Below are 15,889 nucleotides of genomic sequence, written 5' to 3'. Positions count from 1 at the left end.
CAGACCGCCTGCGTGGGGCGACCAGTGGGCGAGGCTCCATCTGAAAGTGGCTTGCGCCACTAATCGTGTCGAATATGTTGCCGATCACATACATCAAAGGGTATGCGCGTGCGCTGGGCGATCTTCCATCTCTGCGCGACACCACACACCGACGCCACCCGATGCGAAGAGGCTCAAAGCTCTTCCCATACTGGACGCCCGACCCGAGCATCATCGCCCGGGCTTGCACGTCTCACGTGGCCACCGTTGTCTGGAGCTGCCTGACATTCAGCGGCCATGTACTGATATATTAGATCGCGCATCAGTAATATGCGACTGCTACATGAAAAATATTTGTTACGGCCGGTTCACCGCGAGTTGCTGCAAACGTCAGACCGTGCCATGCCGAAGCCACTCCGACCGTTCGCCGGCCGTAATCGTCAGCCTTGGTAACCCATGCGGTGGCCGATGGTCTCAGCGGCCTCCACCACCGCCGGAACAATCTCGCGTGCGCGCTCTTCACTGAGGCGATACACCGGCCCCGACACACTGAGAGCCGCGATCACCGCGCCCGTGTGGTCGCGAATAGGCGCGGCAACAGCGTTGAGTCCATGCTCAAGCTCTTCGAGCGCGACGACATACCCATCGCGCGCAACGGAGTCCAATTGCTCGTCGAGGTCCTCGAAGGAGGTGATCGTGTGCTCCGTGAACCGGGTGAGCCCCGCATCCTCCAGCAATTGACGCCGCGTTTCCGTCGGCATGAACGCCAACAGAACCTTGCCGCTCGACGTCGCATGCAGCGGAGTGAGCGCACCCACCCAATTCTGGGTCCCGACCGCGGACGGTCCGCGAGCCTGATCCACATTCACCGCGAAATGGGAGCGCAACACCGCGACATTGACCGTCTCGCCCACATCGGCGGCCAGCCGCTCGCAGATCTCACGACCCTGCTGAGTGACATCGAGCCGACCCGAGACCGCGTTGGCAAGACGCAAGATGCCGAAGCCCAGCCGGTACTTCCCGCGCTCATATGCTTGTTCGACCAGTTCGCGATCTTCGAGGGCTCCGAGCAGCCGGGACGCTGTCGATTTGTGCACGCCGATGTCCGCAGCGAGTTCGGTGACCCCGGTCTCGCCGCGGCGCGCCAGGATCTCCAACGCGTATAGAGCACGGTCGACCGACTGCACGCCACCACTGCCGGCTTCAGAGCTCCCGTTGCTCATGCCCTAACGATACCCAGACATGCCCGCGCGTTGCCGAGCAGGCAACAAGTTGCGCAATGCGCGTCGAAGGGTTGCCACAGAGCGGCGCATCTCCTACTCTTAATATATCAGTTGATGATCAATTTTCGTCGTCGGACAGCCTGCTACCGGTCGCGGCGACTCCACTGCATCTCCGTCGAACCGAACTAGGAGACCAACGCTCATGGGATCACCACGCGTCGTGATCATCGGAGCCGGCATCGTCGGCACGAACCTGGCCGACGAGCTCACCGCACGCGGTTGGGACCGGGTGACCGTGCTCGACCAGGGCCCGCTACCGCTGACCGGCGGATCGACCTCGCACGCACCGGGACTCGTGTTCCAGACAAGCCCGTCGAAAACGATGACCACGTTCGCGAGCTATACGGCGGAGAAGTTCCTGTCGCTCGACGTCGACGGACAATGGTGCTTCAACCCTGTCGGCGGCCTCGAAGTGGCAACGACCGAACAACGATTGGCCGACCTGCATCGCAAGCAAGGGTGGGCGACCTCGTGGGGTGTCAGCGGGAGGGTCATCGACCCGCAGGAGTGCGCCAAGCTTCACCCGCTCCTCGACGCCGACCGCATTCTCGGTGGCCTGTACGTGGAGACGGACGGGCTGGCGAAGGCGGCGCGGGTCGTCGTGGCGCTGACCCGACGTGCACAGAGTCGCGGGGCGGTCTTCCAGGGCTCGACGAAAGTGGTCGGCATCGAACATTCCGGCGGCAGAGTCACCGGCGTGGCCACCTCGACCGGTGTCGTTGCCGCTGACATCGTGGTGTCGTGCGGCGGATTCTGGGGCCCGGACCTGGGCGCCCTGATCGGTATGGACGTTCCGCTGCTTCCGTTGGCACACCAGTACGCCAAGACCGACCAGATTCCCGAACTCGTCGGACGCAACACCGAACTTTCCGAGGCCGGTTTCCCGATCCTGCGTCACCAGGACCAGGATCTGTACTTCCGCGAGCATGTGGACCGTCTCGGCATCGGCTCCTATGCGCATCGGCCGATGCCGGTCTCCACAATGGAGCTTCCCGAAGGGGAAATCACCGCGGACGCAATGCCTTCGATGCTGGCATTCACCGAGGAGGATTTCGCGCCGGCGTGGGAGCAGTGCCAGAAACTGCTGCCCTGCTTGCAGACCGCCAAAGTCGAATCCGGCTTCAACGGCATCTTCTCCTTCACGCCTGACGGTGGACCGTTGATCGGTGAATCGCCGGATGTTGCCGGGTTCTGGATCGCCGAGGCCGTTTGGGTCACACACTCCGCCGGTGTCGCACGCGCGGTTGCCCAGCTGTTGATCGACGGAAGGTCCGAGGTCGAACTGCACGGCTGCGATGTGCACCGCTTCGAGGACATCCAGCTCGACCCCGACTATGTCAGCGAGACGGCCCAGCAGAACTTCATCGAGATCTACGACATCCTGCATCCGCTGCAGCCCAAGGAGTCTCCGCGCAACATCCGGGTCAGCCCGTTCCATGCCCGCCAAAGAGAACTCGGCGCGATGTTCCTCGAAAGCCACGGCTGGGAACGTCCGCATTGGTTCGAAGCCAACGCTGCGCTGGTCGACCAACTCCCCGCGGAGTGGCAGCCGCCTGCGCGCGACCACTGGGCCGCGATGTTCCATTCGCCGATCGCCGCTGCAGAAGCCTGGCGCACACGCACCGCGGTGGCGCTCTATGACATGACACCACTCAAGCGGCTTGAGATCTCCGGCCCGGGAGCGCTGGACCTTCTGGAGCGTACGACCACGGGCAAGATGGACAAGTCCATCGGCTCGGTCACTTACACACTCGCACTGGACAACTCCGGAGGCGTGCGCAGTGACCTGACGGTCGCACGCCTCACGGCGGACTCCTTCCAGGTGGGCGCCAACGGGAACCTCGATCTGGACTACTTCCGTAGGCAGGCACCCGACGACGGAAGTGTCACGATCCGCGACATCACGGGCGGCACCTGCTGCATCGGACTGTGGGGACCACGCGCCCGCGACCTGGTCTCCGCGCTGAGCCGCGACGACTTCTCCAACGACGCGTTCAAGTACTTCCGGGCGAAACAGGTTCGGATCGGCGGAGTTCCCGTCACCGCGATGCGGTTGTCGTACGTCGGCGAACTAGGTTGGGAGCTCTACACTTCCGCCGACAACGGGCTGCGACTCTGGGATGCTCTGTGGGCAGAAGGTCAGCGCCACGGCGTCATCGCCGCAGGACGCGCAGCGTTCAACAGTCTCCGGCTCGAAAAGGGTTACCGGTCATGGGGTACCGACATGACCACCGAACACAATCCGTACGAGGCCGGGCTCGGATTCGCCGTACGAGCCCAAAAAGCCGAGTTCATCGGACGCGACGCGCTCTCCGGGGTCTCCGACGACACCGTCGAGCGGCGCCTGGCGTGCCTGACTGTCGACGACGGGCGCACCGTCGTGCTGGGCTCAGAGCCGGTGTTCGTCGACGGCGTGCCCGCCGGATACGTCACCAGCGCAGCGTTCGGGCACACCATCGGAATGCCGATCGCCTACGCCTGGCTACCGGCGACGGCGGCGCCCGGAACGAGCGTCGAGATCCAGTACTTCGATCGCCGGGTTCCGGCGACCGTGGTGGCCGAACCACTTGTCGATCCCGAGATGAAAAAGATCCGCTCATGACCCAAACCGACACGATCGCCGGGTTTCTCGATGCGCTCGCGGCGAAGGTCCCCGCGCCCGGCGGCGGTGCCACGGCGGCGTTGCACCTCGGTCAAGCAGCGGCACTGGTGTCCATGGTCGCCCGCTATACCGTGGGCCCTCGGTATGCCGAACACGAGGATCTCGTGAAAACGGTGTGCGAGCGTGCCGACGCGGCACGGACCCGTGCGCTTCGACTCGTCGACGAGGACATGGCGGCCTTCCGCAGTGTGATCGATGCCTACCGGTTGCCGAAAAGCACTGAGCCAGAGCAGAAGGCACGGTTTTTGGCGATATCGGCCGCGGCGCAACGAGCTGCGGCCGTACCTGCCGATGTGGCCCGCACGGCTGCCGAGGTGCTCGGCCTGGCCGAACAGCTACTCCCGGTGGCCAACTCGAACGTGATCAGTGACGTCGCCGCGGCGGCCGACGCCGCTCGGGCAGCGGCGACGACGGCCCGCGTCAACGTCGAGATCAACCTGTCGAGCATCACCGACCACTCGATCCGGGCCTCGTTGGCCCAGGAAATGAACCAAGTGGATGAACTCCTCGTACGCGCAGACACCATAACCGCCCATGTCCGGAAGTTGTTGACATCATGACCACAGCGCTCAGCGGGTCCGATCTGGCGACCGCCATCCGTTCCGACGTGGCGTCGCGTGCCGCAACTCTCGCCGAGTATGGGGTCGTCCCAAAGCTCGCGGTTGTCACCGCAACCGACGACGAATCGACAGCCTGGTACGTGCGGTCCATCGCCGGCGCGGCCAAACGCACCGGAATCGCATGTGACATCGCCGATCTCGGCCCAACGGCAGGGACGGCAGAAATAGGGTCGGTCCTCGCCGGACTCAGCGCCGATCCCGACGTTCACGGCGTGATCCTGCAGACACCGCTCCCCCGCGGCACGGACCTGGCTGGTTTGCGCTCGGCGATCGCTCCGGACAAAGACATCGACGGGACGAACCCGGTGAGTCTCGGGCGGCTGTTCACCGGCCAGCGGGCGTTCGCGCCCGCCACCGCGCAAGCCGTCCTCACGTTGCTCGATCATCACAGCGTCGACCTGCGCGGGAAAACCGCTGCGGTGGTGGGACGTTCGATCGTCGTCGGCACCCCCGTGGCGCACATGCTCGTCCAGCGCGATGCGACGGTGACCATCTGCCACCGTCACACGACAGACCTGGCGGCCCAGACCAGCCGTGCCGACGTGGTGGTCGCAGCAGTCGGCGTTCCCGGCTTGCTCACAACCGATCACATCGGTGAAGGTGCGATCGTCATCGATGTCGGGACCACAGCCACCGCCGACGGCCGCCTGCTCGGCGATGTCGACGCAGCCGCCGTCGAGGGGCATGCCGGCGGGTTGACACCGGTTCCCGGCGGGGTGGGACCGGTGACCACAGCACTGCTCCTCGCGAACACTGTCACTGCGGCAACGAATCTCACCGACGCCATTCGCGCGGACATCGGTTCCGCCGTCAGCGTGTGACCGCCATGAATCTTCAGGAGACATCATGACCCAGAACTTCACCCTCACCTTGAGCTGCCCGCAGCGGCCAGGGATCGTCCATGCCGTGAGCTCGTTCCTGTTCGCACGGGGTTGTGACATCGCCGAGCATCAACAGTTCGATGACACCCGCAGCCAGGCCTTTTTCCTCCGTACGACATTCGTCTGCGGCGACGGCGTCGACGTGGCGCAGTTGACGGGAGAGTTCGCTTCGGTGGCCGCCGATTTCGGCATGTCCTTCCGCTTCGTCGATACCGAACAGCCCAGAGTGGTGGTGATGGTCTCGAAGATGGGACACTGCCTCAACGATCTCATATTCCGTTGGCGTGCAGGGACTCTGGGTGGCGAGCTGGTTGCGGTGGTGTCCAATCACGAGACGCTGCGGCCGATGGCCGAGGCAGCAGGGCTGCCGTTCACGCACATACCGGTCACCCCGGCGACCAAACCGCAGGCTGAGGCGAGACTGCTCGCGCTCGTCGATGAACTCGACGCGGATCTCGTGGTTCTCGCACGCTACATGCAGGTGCTCTCCGACGAAGCCTGCCAGGCGCTGCGCGGCCGCGCGATCAACATTCACCATTCATTCCTGCCCGGGTTCAAGGGCGCGAAGCCCTACCACCAGGCGTTCGACCGCGGCGTGAAACTCGTCGGCGCCACCGCGCATTACGTGACGTCAGATCTCGATGAGGGTCCGATCATCGAGCAGGAAGTCATCCGGATCGACCACTCGTTCGATCCGACCCGGCTGGCCACTGTCGGTCAGGACGCTGAGGCGTTGGCGTTGTCGCGGGCCGTTCGCTGGCATTGCGAGAACAGGGTCTTGCTGCACGGACACCGCACGGTCGTATTCAGTTGAGCTGCGCGGCACTGCAACGGCGCGACGCCGCAGCCTCAGACAACCGCGCGTACGGCTTGCTCGAAACCGATCACATGGTCGAGCGCGATCTTGGCCGCGGCATCGGCTTTCCCGGCGGCGATGGTGCGCAACAGGTCTGTGTGTTCACCCACATGGCGGGCCACCGTGGGCAGCCGGTCGAGGAACAGGCAGAAGATTCGGGTCGCGAGATTGTCGTACCGCACCAAGACATCTTCGAGATGAGGGTTCCCCGTGGCGCGGTAGATGGCACGGTGCACTCCCAGATCCCACCGCATGAGTTCGTCACGATCGATGTTGTCGATGTTGAGCGCGGCGGTCCGGTCAGCGAGCTCGAGAAGATGCGTGCGCACCGCGGGCGAGGCATTCTCGGCCGCCGAGCGCGCGGCGACGGGTTCGAGATTCACCCGGATCTGCGAGATATGGCGAAGATCGGCCACATCGACGCCAGTGGCGAATGTGCCACGGCGAGGGAAGGATACGACCAGCCGATCCGCCTCCAGCCGTTTGAGCGCCTCCCGCACGGGAGTACGGCCGAGCTTCAACTCCGCGGCCAGGTCGCTCTCGACGATGGCGTCGTTGGGACGGATATCGAGCATGATGAGCTTGTCACGGATCACCAGGTAGGCCTGGTCGGCGAACGACAGCGCCTCGCGATCGACCGTGTCGAACGCCTCTATCCCTAGAACACTCACGCCCGAAGTCCTTCCCGACACAGACAAGCGCCAGTCCAGCAACTGACCTGGCGGTGACGGGATAATGATATATCAGGAGCGCGGGATATCGCGGCGGGTACATAGCCGCCATGACGGCCCCGCGAACGGTTACAGCAGTGCCCGGATTGCGCGTTCGAACCCGATGACGTGCGCGAGGGTCAGTGATGCCGCGGTGGCCTCGTCGCCGGCGACGATGGCCTCCATCAGCTGCGCATGTTCACGAACGTGGTCGGCGACACCGGGAAGGCGATCCAGGAACAGACACCAGATCCGGGTGGCGTGGGCGTCGAGGCTCACCAGAATCTGCTCAAGATGCGGATTGCCCGACGAGCGGTAGATCTCACGATGCACGCGCACGTCGTGTCGCAGCACCTCGCGCGGATCGTCGGTGTCTTCGATCTCGACGATGCCCGCGATGAGCGCTTCAAGCCGCGCCCGAGCCTCCGCCGAGGCCGTTCGGGCGGCCCTGGCCGCTGCGGTCGGTTCCAACTGCTTGCGAATTTCGGAGATGTCGGCGAGATCGGTCATATCCACGGCTGTGGCAAAGGTGCCACGACGCGGATAGGCGATCACGAGGCGGTCGCGCTCAAGCCGTTTGAGGGCCTCGCGCACCGGCGTGCGTCCCACGCCGAGTTCGGCGGCCAGATTGTCGTCGTTGATGGGTTCGCCCGGTCGGATGTCGAGCATGACGATGCGCTCGCGCACGATCTCGTACGCCCGATCTGCCGCCGTCTCGGCCCGCGCATCGGTTTCGGGCAACGCCAGATCCGTCAATGTCATCACCGGTCCCGCCTCTCGGGTCACGTTCGACCCGTCCTATTGACGTGGTCGCGTTCTGATCATAATCTATCCCACAGTTGATATATCAGTCACCAATCAACTGGATGCCAGAGAGGCGAAAATGACCGTCGACACCGCCCGAACAACAGCAGCGCCGGCCGCCAACCCGATTCTCAGCGAGGCGTTGGCGAGCCTTGATCCCGACGTCCACCAGGCCATCGCCGCCGAATTACTCCGGCAGCAGAGCACGCTGGAAATGATCGCGAGTGAGAACTTCGCCCCGATGGCGGTGATGCAGGCGCAGGGCTCGGTGATGACGAACAAGTACGCCGAGGGTTACCCCGGGCGGCGTTACTACGGCGGCTGCGAGCATGTCGACGTCACCGAGCAGCTCGCGATCGACCGGCTCAAAAGTCTGTTCGGCGCCGCCTACGCCAATGTGCAGCCACATTCGGGCGCGCAGGCCAACGAAGCGGTGATGGCCGCCCTGCTGTCGCCCGGTGACACGATCCTGGGCCTGGCCCTCCCGCACGGCGGCCATCTCACGCACGGCATGAAGCTGAACTTCTCGGGCAAGCTCTACGACGTCGCGGCCTACCACGTGTCCGAGGACGATCACCTGGTCGACATGGCGGAGGTTGAGCGCCTGGCACACGAGCGCAGGCCCAAGCTGATTCTCGCCGGGTGGTCGGCCTATCCGCGTCAGCTCAATTTCGCCGAATTCCGGCGTATCGCAGACGAAGTCGGCGCCTACCTGATGGTCGACATGGCCCATTTCGCCGGGCTGGTCGCTGCCGGACTGCACCCCTCCCCCGTGCCGCATGCGCACGTGGTCACCTCGACGACGCACAAGACCCTCGGCGGGCCGCGCGGCGGCATCATCCTGACCAACGACGAGGCACTGGCGAAGAAGATCAATTCGTCGGTGTTCCCCGGGCAACAGGGCGGGCCGCTCGAGCATGTGATCGCCGCCAAGGCGGTCTCGTTCAAGCTGGCCGCCCAGCCGGAGTTCCGCGAGCGGCAGCAGCGCACGCTGGACGGGGCCAAGATTCTGGCCGACCGTCTGCTGCAAGACGATTCGCGGGCCGCGGGGATCAATGTGGTGTCGGGCGGTACCGAGGTCCATCTGGTGCTGGTCGATCTGCGCGCTTCCGAACTCGACGGCAAGCAGGCCGAGGATCGGCTGCACCGGGTGGGAATCACCGTGAACCGCAATGCCGTTCCGTTCGATCCGCGGCCGCCGATGGTCAGCTCGGGAGTGCGAATCGGCACTGCGGCACTGGCGACGCGGGGATTCGATCTCGATGGCTTCCGCGAGGTGGCCGACATCATCAGCCTTGCGTTACGACCCGACACCGACGAGGCCGCGCTCGACGATCTGCGTGCCCGCGTCGACCTCCTTGCTCAGCGTTTTCCGCTCTACCCGGACCTCACGGAGGCTTCGCTGTGACATTGCCGACAGCCCCTGCACCAGGGGCCCACCTGCCGGATCACCCCGAATTCCTCTGGCGTACACCGGAGCCCAAGAAGTCCTACGACGTGGTCATCGTCGGTGGCGGGGGCCACGGTCTGGCCACCGCGCACTACCTCGCACGCAACCACGGCATCACGAATGTGGCGGTGCTCGAGCGGGGTTGGCTCGCGGGCGGCAACATGGCCCGCAACACCACGCTGATCCGGTCGAACTACCTGTGGGACGAGAGCGCCCGAATCTACGAGCACGCGCTGAAACTGTGGGAGGGCCTCGAGGAAGATCTCGAGTACCCGATCCTGTTCAGCCAGCGCGGTGTACTCAACCTGGCACACAGCCTGCAGGATGTGCGCGACAGCGTCCGCCGCGTCGAGGCCAACAAGCTCAACGGGATCGACGCCGAATGGGTGGAGCCCAAAGAGGTCAAGGATCTGTGCCCGATCGTCAACATCTCCGACGACATCCGGTACCCCGTCCTCGGCGCGACGTACCAGCCCCGCGCCGGTATCGCGAAACACGACTACGTCGCATGGGGATTCGCCCGACGGGCGGACGAGGCCGGTATCGACATCATCCAGAACTGTGAGGTCACGGGGTTCGCCACCGACGGCGATCGGGTGACCGGGGTACGCACCACACGCGGCGACATCGCGGCCGGACAGGTCGCGCTGTGCGCGGCCGGCCACACTTCGACGCTGACCGACATGCTCGGCATCCGCACCCCGTTGCAGAGTCATCCCTTGCAGGCATTGGTGTCCGAACTGCTCGAGCCCGTGCACCCGACAGTCGTGATGTCGAACGCCGTACACGTTTACGTCTCCCAGGCGCACAAGGGCGAACTCGTGATGGGTGCCGGCGTCGATTCCTACAACGGATACGGCCAGCGCGGCGCTTTCCACATCATCGAGCGCCAGATGGCCGCGGCCGTGGAGTTGTTCCCGGTGTTCGCGCGTGCGCATCTGCTGCGCACCTGGGCGGGCATCGTCGACGTCTGCCCCGACGCGTCGCCGATCGTGGGGCGCGCCGGTTACGAGAACCTCTATCTCAACGCGGGCTGGGGCACCGGCGGTTTCAAGGTCACCCCCGGTCTCGGCTGGTGCCTGGCCGACACGATCGCCAACGACACCGCCCACGAGTACATCGCCCCGTTCACCCTCGACCGATTCGTCACCGGCGCGCTGGTGGACGAGCACGGCGCCGCCGGCGTAGCGCACTGAAAGCGGAGAATTCACAATGCAACTCATCGAATGTCCGTGGTGCGGACCGCGAGAGGAAACCGAGTTCCATTACGGCGGCGAAGCCCACGTGGTCTATCCGGAGGATCCGCAGGCGCTTTCCGACGAGGAATGGGCGCACTACGTGTTCTTCCGCAACAACCCCAAAGGCATGTTCGCCGAACGCTGGGCCCACAGCGCGGGCTGCCGCCGGTGGTTCAACGCGATTCGCGACACCGCCACCTACCGATTCCACCGTGTCTACCGCCTGGACGAGCAGAGACCGACGGCGGGCAAGAGCGCAGCGACCGGGGAATCGAGGGAGATCTGATGGACGCACCATTCCGCACTGCAGACGGCGGCCGTATCGACCGGGATACGGTGTACCGCTTCACCTTCAACGACCGGGAACTGACCGGTCACGCCGGTGACACGCTGGCCTCAGCGCTGCTCGCCAACGGCATCCACCAGGTCACCACGAGCATCAAACTGGGGCGCCCCCGCGGTTTCACCTCGGCCTGGGCCGAGGACACCGGTGGCCTGGTCCAGATCGAGCATCCGTTCCCAGAGCCCATGTTGCTCGCGACGACGGTCGAGCTGTTCGACGGTCTCGTCGCGCGCGGCATTCCCGGCCAAGGTCGGCTCGCCGACATCCCCGACACCGCCAAGTACGACGCGACGCACGTGCACGCCGACGTACTCATCGCCGGTGCCGGACCGGCCGGCCTCGCGGCTGCCTTGACCGCGGCCCGCGCCGGGGCACGCGTGGTGCTGATCGATGAACAGAGCGAGGCGGGCGGCGCGCTGCTCGGCAGCGCCGACACCATCGACGGCCGGCCCGCGCTGGACTGGGTGGCCGATGCCGTGACCGAGCTCGCCGCGTATCCCGATGTCGTCCATCTTCAACGCACCACGGCGTTCGGACACTACGACGACGGCTTCGTCCTGGCGCTGCAGCGGTGCACCGACCATTTGGGGGCCGAAGCGCCAGTCGGGGTCAGTCGCCAACGCGTGTGGCGGATCCGGGCCCGGCACGTTGTGGTGGCCGCCGGCGCGCACGAACGCCCCGTCGTGTTCACCGACAACGACCGACCTGGAATCATGCTGGCCAACGGCGCCCGCACATTCCTGCACCGGTACGGCGTCACGGTCGGCGAGCGGGCCGTCGTGTTCACCACCAACGACAGTGCTTACGCGGCAGCGCTCGACCTGCATGACGCCGGTGTGACGATCAGCGCGATCGTCGACGCCCGCGCGGACGTCGCGCCGCATCTGCGCGAGGCATGCGCCGCGCGTGGCATCGACATCCGGATCGGCTCGGTGGTGAGCGGCACCCGTGGCGACACTCGCGTATCGGCGGCATTGGTATCGGGACCCGACGGTGCGCCCGAGGAGGTGGCCTGCGATGTGTTGCTGGTCAGCGGTGGCTGGAATCCGGCCGTGCATCTGTTCAGCCAGGTACGCGGAAAGCTGCGCTACGACGACAGTCTCGGCGCTTTCGTGCCGGGCGAGCAACTCGACGGCGTCGGCGTGGCGGGTTCGTCCAATGGGGTCTTCGACCTGCCGGGCTGCCTGCGCGACGGGCGTCAGGCCGCCGAGCGGGCACTTGCCGAGCTCGGCTTCACGCCCACCGCGAAACCCCTTGCCGGCGAGTCCGATCCCGTGCCGGTGACCGAGCCCAGCCTGGTGCTGTGGCGCGTAGCCGACCCAGATGCCGCGGCAAGCCAGTTCGTCGACGTCCAGCGCGATGCCACGGTGGCCGATCTGATCCGCGCAGTGGGCGCGGGCATGCGCTCGATGGAACACATCAAGCGCTACACCACAATCGGCACCGCACACGATCAGGGCAAGACGTCCGGTGTCGTCGCATCCGGGATCACCTCTGAGCTGCTCGGTGTCCCGATGGAAAATCTCGGCGTCACCACATTCCGCCCGCCCTATACGCCGGTCGCATTCGCCGCACTCGCCGGACGGAGCCGCGGCCGGCTGTTCGATCCGGAACGCGTTACCGCAGTACACGATTGGCATGTGGCCCAGGGTGCGGTATTCGAGGACGTCGGCCAATGGAAGCGCCCTCGCTACTACCCGCTTCCCGGCGAAGACATGGAATCGGCCGTGTTGCGCGAATGTGCGGCTGTCCGAAACGGAGTCGGCATCCTCGACGGCTCCACGCTCGGCAAGATCGACGTCCAGGGCCCCGACGCCGGGATGTTCCTCGACCTGCTCTACACCAACATGATGAGCACCCTCAAAGTGGGAATGGTGCGCTACGGCGTGATGTGCGGTGTCGACGGCATGGTCATCGACGACGGCACCGTGATGCGGCTGGCCGAGGACCGGTATCAGGTGTTCACCACCACCGGTGGTGCGGCACACATCCTCGAATGGATGGAGGAATGGCTGCAGACCGAGTGGCCGCACCTGCGGGTGCGCCTGACGTCGGTGACCGAACAGTGGCACACCTTCCCGGTGGTCGGCCCGAAATCCCGCGACGTGATCGGTGCGGTATTCGGTGACCTCGACGTGAGCAACGACGCCTTTCCGTTCATGGCCTGGCGGGACACGAGCCTCGACGGGGTGCACGTCAGGATCGGTCGGGTCAGCTTCTCGGGTGAACTCGCCTACGAGGTCAACGTCACGGGGTGGTACGCAACCGCGGTGTGGGAGCGCCTGATCGCCGCCGGTGGTCCATACGCGATCACTCCGTACGGCACGGAGACGATGCATGTATTGCGCGCCGAGAAGGGCTATCCGATCATCGGCCAAGACACCGACGGCACCGTCACCCCGCAGGACCTCGGCATGAGTTGGGCGGTCTCGAAGAAGAAGCCCGATTTCATCGGCAAGCGGTCCTTCACCCGAAGCGAGAACCTCAACCCGTTACGCAAGCAGTTCGTCGGGTTACTGCCCGTCGACGCACAAACGGTATTGCCCGAGGGAGCCCAGATCATCGAGACGCCGTCCGGTGGCGTCCTACCACCGCCGCCGGTCCCGATGCTCGGCCACGTGACATCGAGCTACCGCAGCGCCGAACTGGCCCGCCCGTTCGCGCTGGCACTGGTCAAGGGCGGCCATGCCCGCCTCGGGGACACCCTTACCGCCGTGGTCGACGGAGCCCTGGTGCCCGTCGAAGTCACCGGCTCCGTACTCGTCGATCCCGAAGGAGCACGCCGCGATGGCTGACACCCTCACCCGCCGTAGCCCGTTGCAGAAGTGGGCAACCCGATTCGCCGCGCTGCCTGCCGAAGCGGCCATCACCGAAGAACCGTTCGTCACCATGGTCGACCTGTGGGTGGATCCCTCCGGCGCCGGGGCATCTGCCGCAGCCCGCGTGCTAGGCACCGCATTGCCGACCACGCCGTCGACGTGCAGCGAGGGCACCGATTCGACCGTCATCTGGTTCGGCCCGGACGAATGGCTGGTGACATCGACGGCCCTCGACGGCGAAGCGCTGGAGACGCGTCTGCACGCGGCCGTCGCCGAGTACGGCGGGGTATCGGTCGACGTGTCCGCGCAGCGCACCTCCGTGCGGTTGCGCGGCGCCCATGCCCGCGACGTCCTCGCCAAGGGCTGCGCACTGGACCTGCATCCAACGGTATTCGGACGGGGCTCTGCAGCCCAGACCATGCTCGCGCTCGCAGCTGTCGTCTTGATCCCGTTAAATGACAAGGGAACCGACTATCGGATCCTCGTGCGTTCGTCGTTCGCAGGCTATTTGGCCGACTGGCTCATCGACGCCGTCGAGGAGTTCGGCGTCGACTGGTAAGCACCGGACGCTGCGCCATGACACCTACACCACCTGCCGCCCAAGTCTTTTCCGGCACCCGGGACGGACTCGTCCGCCGCCTCGCCGGCGCCGACCTGCTCGTGTGCGGCATCGTCAACGTCACTCCCGATTCGTTCTACGACGGCGGGCGGTTCGACGGACCAATGCAAGCGGTCGACTACGCCCGCAGCCTCGTCGCTGAGGGCGCCGACATGCTCGACATCGGAGGCGAGTCCACGCGACCGGGATCTCGCCCGCCGTCGGTGGCCGAGGAGATCGATCGCGTGATCCCGGTCGTCGAGGCTCTCGCGGGCACGAGCTCCGTGCCGATCTCCGTCGACACCTCCCGCCCCGAAGTGATGCGCGAAGCGGTCGCCGCCGGAGCGGTGATGATCAACGATGTCCGTGCGTTGCAGCGACCGGGCGCCCTCGAAGCTGCGGCAGGCCTTCAGGTACCGGTCTGTCTGATGCATGCAGGGTGAGCCCGAAACCATGCAGACCGCACCGAGTTACTACAACGTGGTCGGGCAGGTCCACCGATTCCTGCGCGCGCGGATCGAGGTGTGCCGGTCGGCGGGAATCGCTGCCGAACACATCGTGATCGATCCCGGCTTCGGATTCGGCAAGACCCTCACACACAATCTGTCCTTGCTCGTCGCGCTGCGCTCGTTCGCCGACCTCGGCTACCCGGTCATGGCCGGCCTGTCACGTAAGAGCATGCTCGGCGTGATCACCGACCGCGATGTCGCCGACCGCCTTCCGGCCTCGGTGGCGGCCGCGGTGATCGCCGCGCAGCAGGGAGCCTCGATCTTGCGCGTCCACGATGTGGCTGCCACGGTCGACGCGGTAGCCGTCATGCGCCTGGTGAACGCAACGCGAGCCGCCGCCCCGAAGTATCCGCAACTGATGTAGCGTCGGTAGTCTCTGACATCTCAATTCAGTCGCACTGTGTATCTCGCAGGAGGTGGCCCGGTATGGCCGGTGCACGCTCGGCCCGCACGCCGGCCAAGCAATCCAGCTCCAGCCCACTGCTGTCCGACCAGGCCTACGACGCCATCCGGGACAAGATCGTCTCGTTGGAGATCGCGCCGGGAGCCCCCATCGAAGAGGAGCAGCTCGCCGCCGAACTCGGCGTCGGGCGAACGCCGGTGCGCGAAGCGATAAAACGGCTCGCATACCGCAGACTCGTGGTCGTCTACCCCCGCAGCGGCAGCTTTGCGGCTGACTTGCATCCCACGGATCTAGAGGCACTGTGCGACATGCGGGAACGCCTCGAAGGGCTGGCCGCCGAGCGCGCGGCGAGCGAGGCCACCTATGAGGAACGACTCGAACTACGGGAACTTCTCAACGAATTGGAGGCGTGCACCGATCCGGACGCACTGCTCAACCTCGACGTCGCGGTACATCGCGCCGTGCACCGCATGGCGCACAACCCCTACCTTCTCGACACCCTCACGCAGACCCTCGATCTGTCGCTGCGAATGTGGAACCTGGCCAACGAACGTCTCCCCGATCTCGATCACCACGTTCACGGCCAAGCTGAGGTTCTGCAAGCGATCCTGGACCGCGACGGCGCCCGCGCCCGAACGCTGGCCGAAGCGCACGTCCGCGAGTTCGAGGACGACATCCGCAAGATGTTCTGACGTCGTATGGGCGCGGTGCTCCGGCGTTCCCGCGACGCGACT

Annotated in this window: 13 protein-coding genes and 1 pseudogene; 11 read left to right on the top strand and 3 right to left on the bottom strand. The window is 65.6% G+C overall.

What is annotated here, in order from left to right:
• Positions 1-419: 419 nt before the first annotated feature.
• Positions 420-1,202: an IclR family transcriptional regulator gene (locus AWC31_RS15775; protein ID WP_085145082.1), complete on the bottom strand. Its 783-nt coding sequence runs from the start codon at positions 1,200-1,202 to the stop codon at positions 420-422.
• Between the two features lie 202 nt (positions 1,203-1,404).
• Between AWC31_RS15775 and AWC31_RS15770 the strand changes: the two genes are divergently transcribed.
• From AWC31_RS15770 to purU, 4 genes are read left to right on the top strand one after another with little or no spacing between them, the layout of a single operon-like run.
• On the top strand, positions 1,405-3,864 hold the full coding sequence (locus AWC31_RS15770; RefSeq protein ID WP_085145081.1) for a GcvT family protein: 2,460 nt from the start codon (positions 1,405-1,407) through the stop codon (positions 3,862-3,864).
• Positions 3,861-4,484 (top strand): cyclodeaminase/cyclohydrolase family protein, encoded by a 624-nt coding sequence (locus AWC31_RS15765; RefSeq protein ID WP_085145080.1) that lies wholly within the window; start codon positions 3,861-3,863, stop codon positions 4,482-4,484. Before AWC31_RS15770 ends, AWC31_RS15765 begins: the two co-directional genes overlap by 4 nt.
• Entirely contained in the window at positions 4,481-5,365 is an 885-nt protein-coding gene (locus AWC31_RS15760) for a bifunctional 5,10-methylenetetrahydrofolate dehydrogenase/5,10-methenyltetrahydrofolate cyclohydrolase (protein ID WP_085145079.1), read from the top strand. The genes AWC31_RS15765 and AWC31_RS15760 overlap by 4 nt, the downstream gene beginning before the upstream one ends.
• 25 nt (positions 5,366-5,390) lie before the next feature.
• Complete coding sequence (gene purU / locus AWC31_RS15755) at positions 5,391-6,239, top strand: formyltetrahydrofolate deformylase (protein ID WP_085145078.1); 849 nt, start codon at positions 5,391-5,393, stop codon at positions 6,237-6,239.
• A 35-nt stretch (positions 6,240-6,274) separates the two neighbouring features.
• On the opposite strand, the gene AWC31_RS15750 is transcribed toward purU, so the two are convergent.
• Entirely contained in the window at positions 6,275-6,952 is a 678-nt protein-coding gene (locus AWC31_RS15750) for a GntR family transcriptional regulator (protein ID WP_085145077.1), read from the bottom strand.
• Between the two features lie 129 nt (positions 6,953-7,081).
• Positions 7,082-7,753 carry a GntR family transcriptional regulator gene (locus AWC31_RS15745; protein WP_085145076.1) on the bottom strand — a complete coding sequence of 224 codons (672 nt, stop codon included), beginning with the start codon at positions 7,751-7,753 and terminating at the stop codon, positions 7,082-7,084.
• A 121-nt stretch (positions 7,754-7,874) separates the two neighbouring features.
• Between AWC31_RS15745 and glyA the strand changes: the two genes are divergently transcribed.
• From glyA to AWC31_RS15710, 7 genes and pseudogenes are all read left to right on the top strand, one after another.
• Complete coding sequence (gene glyA, locus AWC31_RS15740; protein ID WP_085145075.1) at positions 7,875-9,203, top strand: serine hydroxymethyltransferase; 1,329 nt, start codon at positions 7,875-7,877, stop codon at positions 9,201-9,203.
• The gene (locus tag AWC31_RS15735; protein ID WP_085145074.1) at positions 9,200-10,441 is read left to right on the top strand and encodes a sarcosine oxidase subunit beta family protein; all 1,242 of its coding nucleotides are present in this window, start codon (positions 9,200-9,202) and stop codon (positions 10,439-10,441) included. The genes glyA and AWC31_RS15735 overlap by 4 nt, the downstream gene beginning before the upstream one ends.
• Positions 10,442-10,457: 16 nt before the next feature.
• Entirely contained in the window at positions 10,458-10,769 is a 312-nt protein-coding gene (locus AWC31_RS15730) for a sarcosine oxidase subunit delta (protein ID WP_085145073.1), read from the top strand.
• Positions 10,769-13,621, top strand: coding sequence for a 2Fe-2S iron-sulfur cluster-binding protein (locus AWC31_RS15725; RefSeq protein ID WP_085145072.1), 2,853 nt, complete (start codon positions 10,769-10,771; stop codon positions 13,619-13,621). Before AWC31_RS15730 ends, AWC31_RS15725 begins: the two co-directional genes overlap by 1 nt.
• Positions 13,614-14,204 (top strand): sarcosine oxidase subunit gamma, encoded by a 591-nt coding sequence (locus AWC31_RS15720; protein ID WP_085145071.1) that lies wholly within the window; start codon positions 13,614-13,616, stop codon positions 14,202-14,204. Before AWC31_RS15725 ends, AWC31_RS15720 begins: the two co-directional genes overlap by 8 nt.
• A gap of 17 nt (positions 14,205-14,221) precedes the next feature.
• Positions 14,222-15,116: pseudogene (folP, locus tag AWC31_RS38300) on the top strand (dihydropteroate synthase).
• A gap of 62 nt (positions 15,117-15,178) precedes the next feature.
• Positions 15,179-15,847 carry a GntR family transcriptional regulator gene (locus AWC31_RS15710; RefSeq protein WP_085145070.1) on the top strand — a complete coding sequence of 223 codons (669 nt, stop codon included), beginning with the start codon at positions 15,179-15,181 and terminating at the stop codon, positions 15,845-15,847.
• The last annotated feature ends 42 nt before the right edge of the window (positions 15,848-15,889 follow it).

This window comes from Mycolicibacterium wolinskyi, assembly GCF_002101965.1.
GTDB lineage: Bacteria > Actinomycetota > Actinomycetes > Mycobacteriales > Mycobacteriaceae > Mycobacterium > Mycobacterium wolinskyi.
The sequence above is the reverse complement of the archived record's forward strand: the minus strand, read 5'-3'. Positions and strand labels throughout refer to the sequence as shown.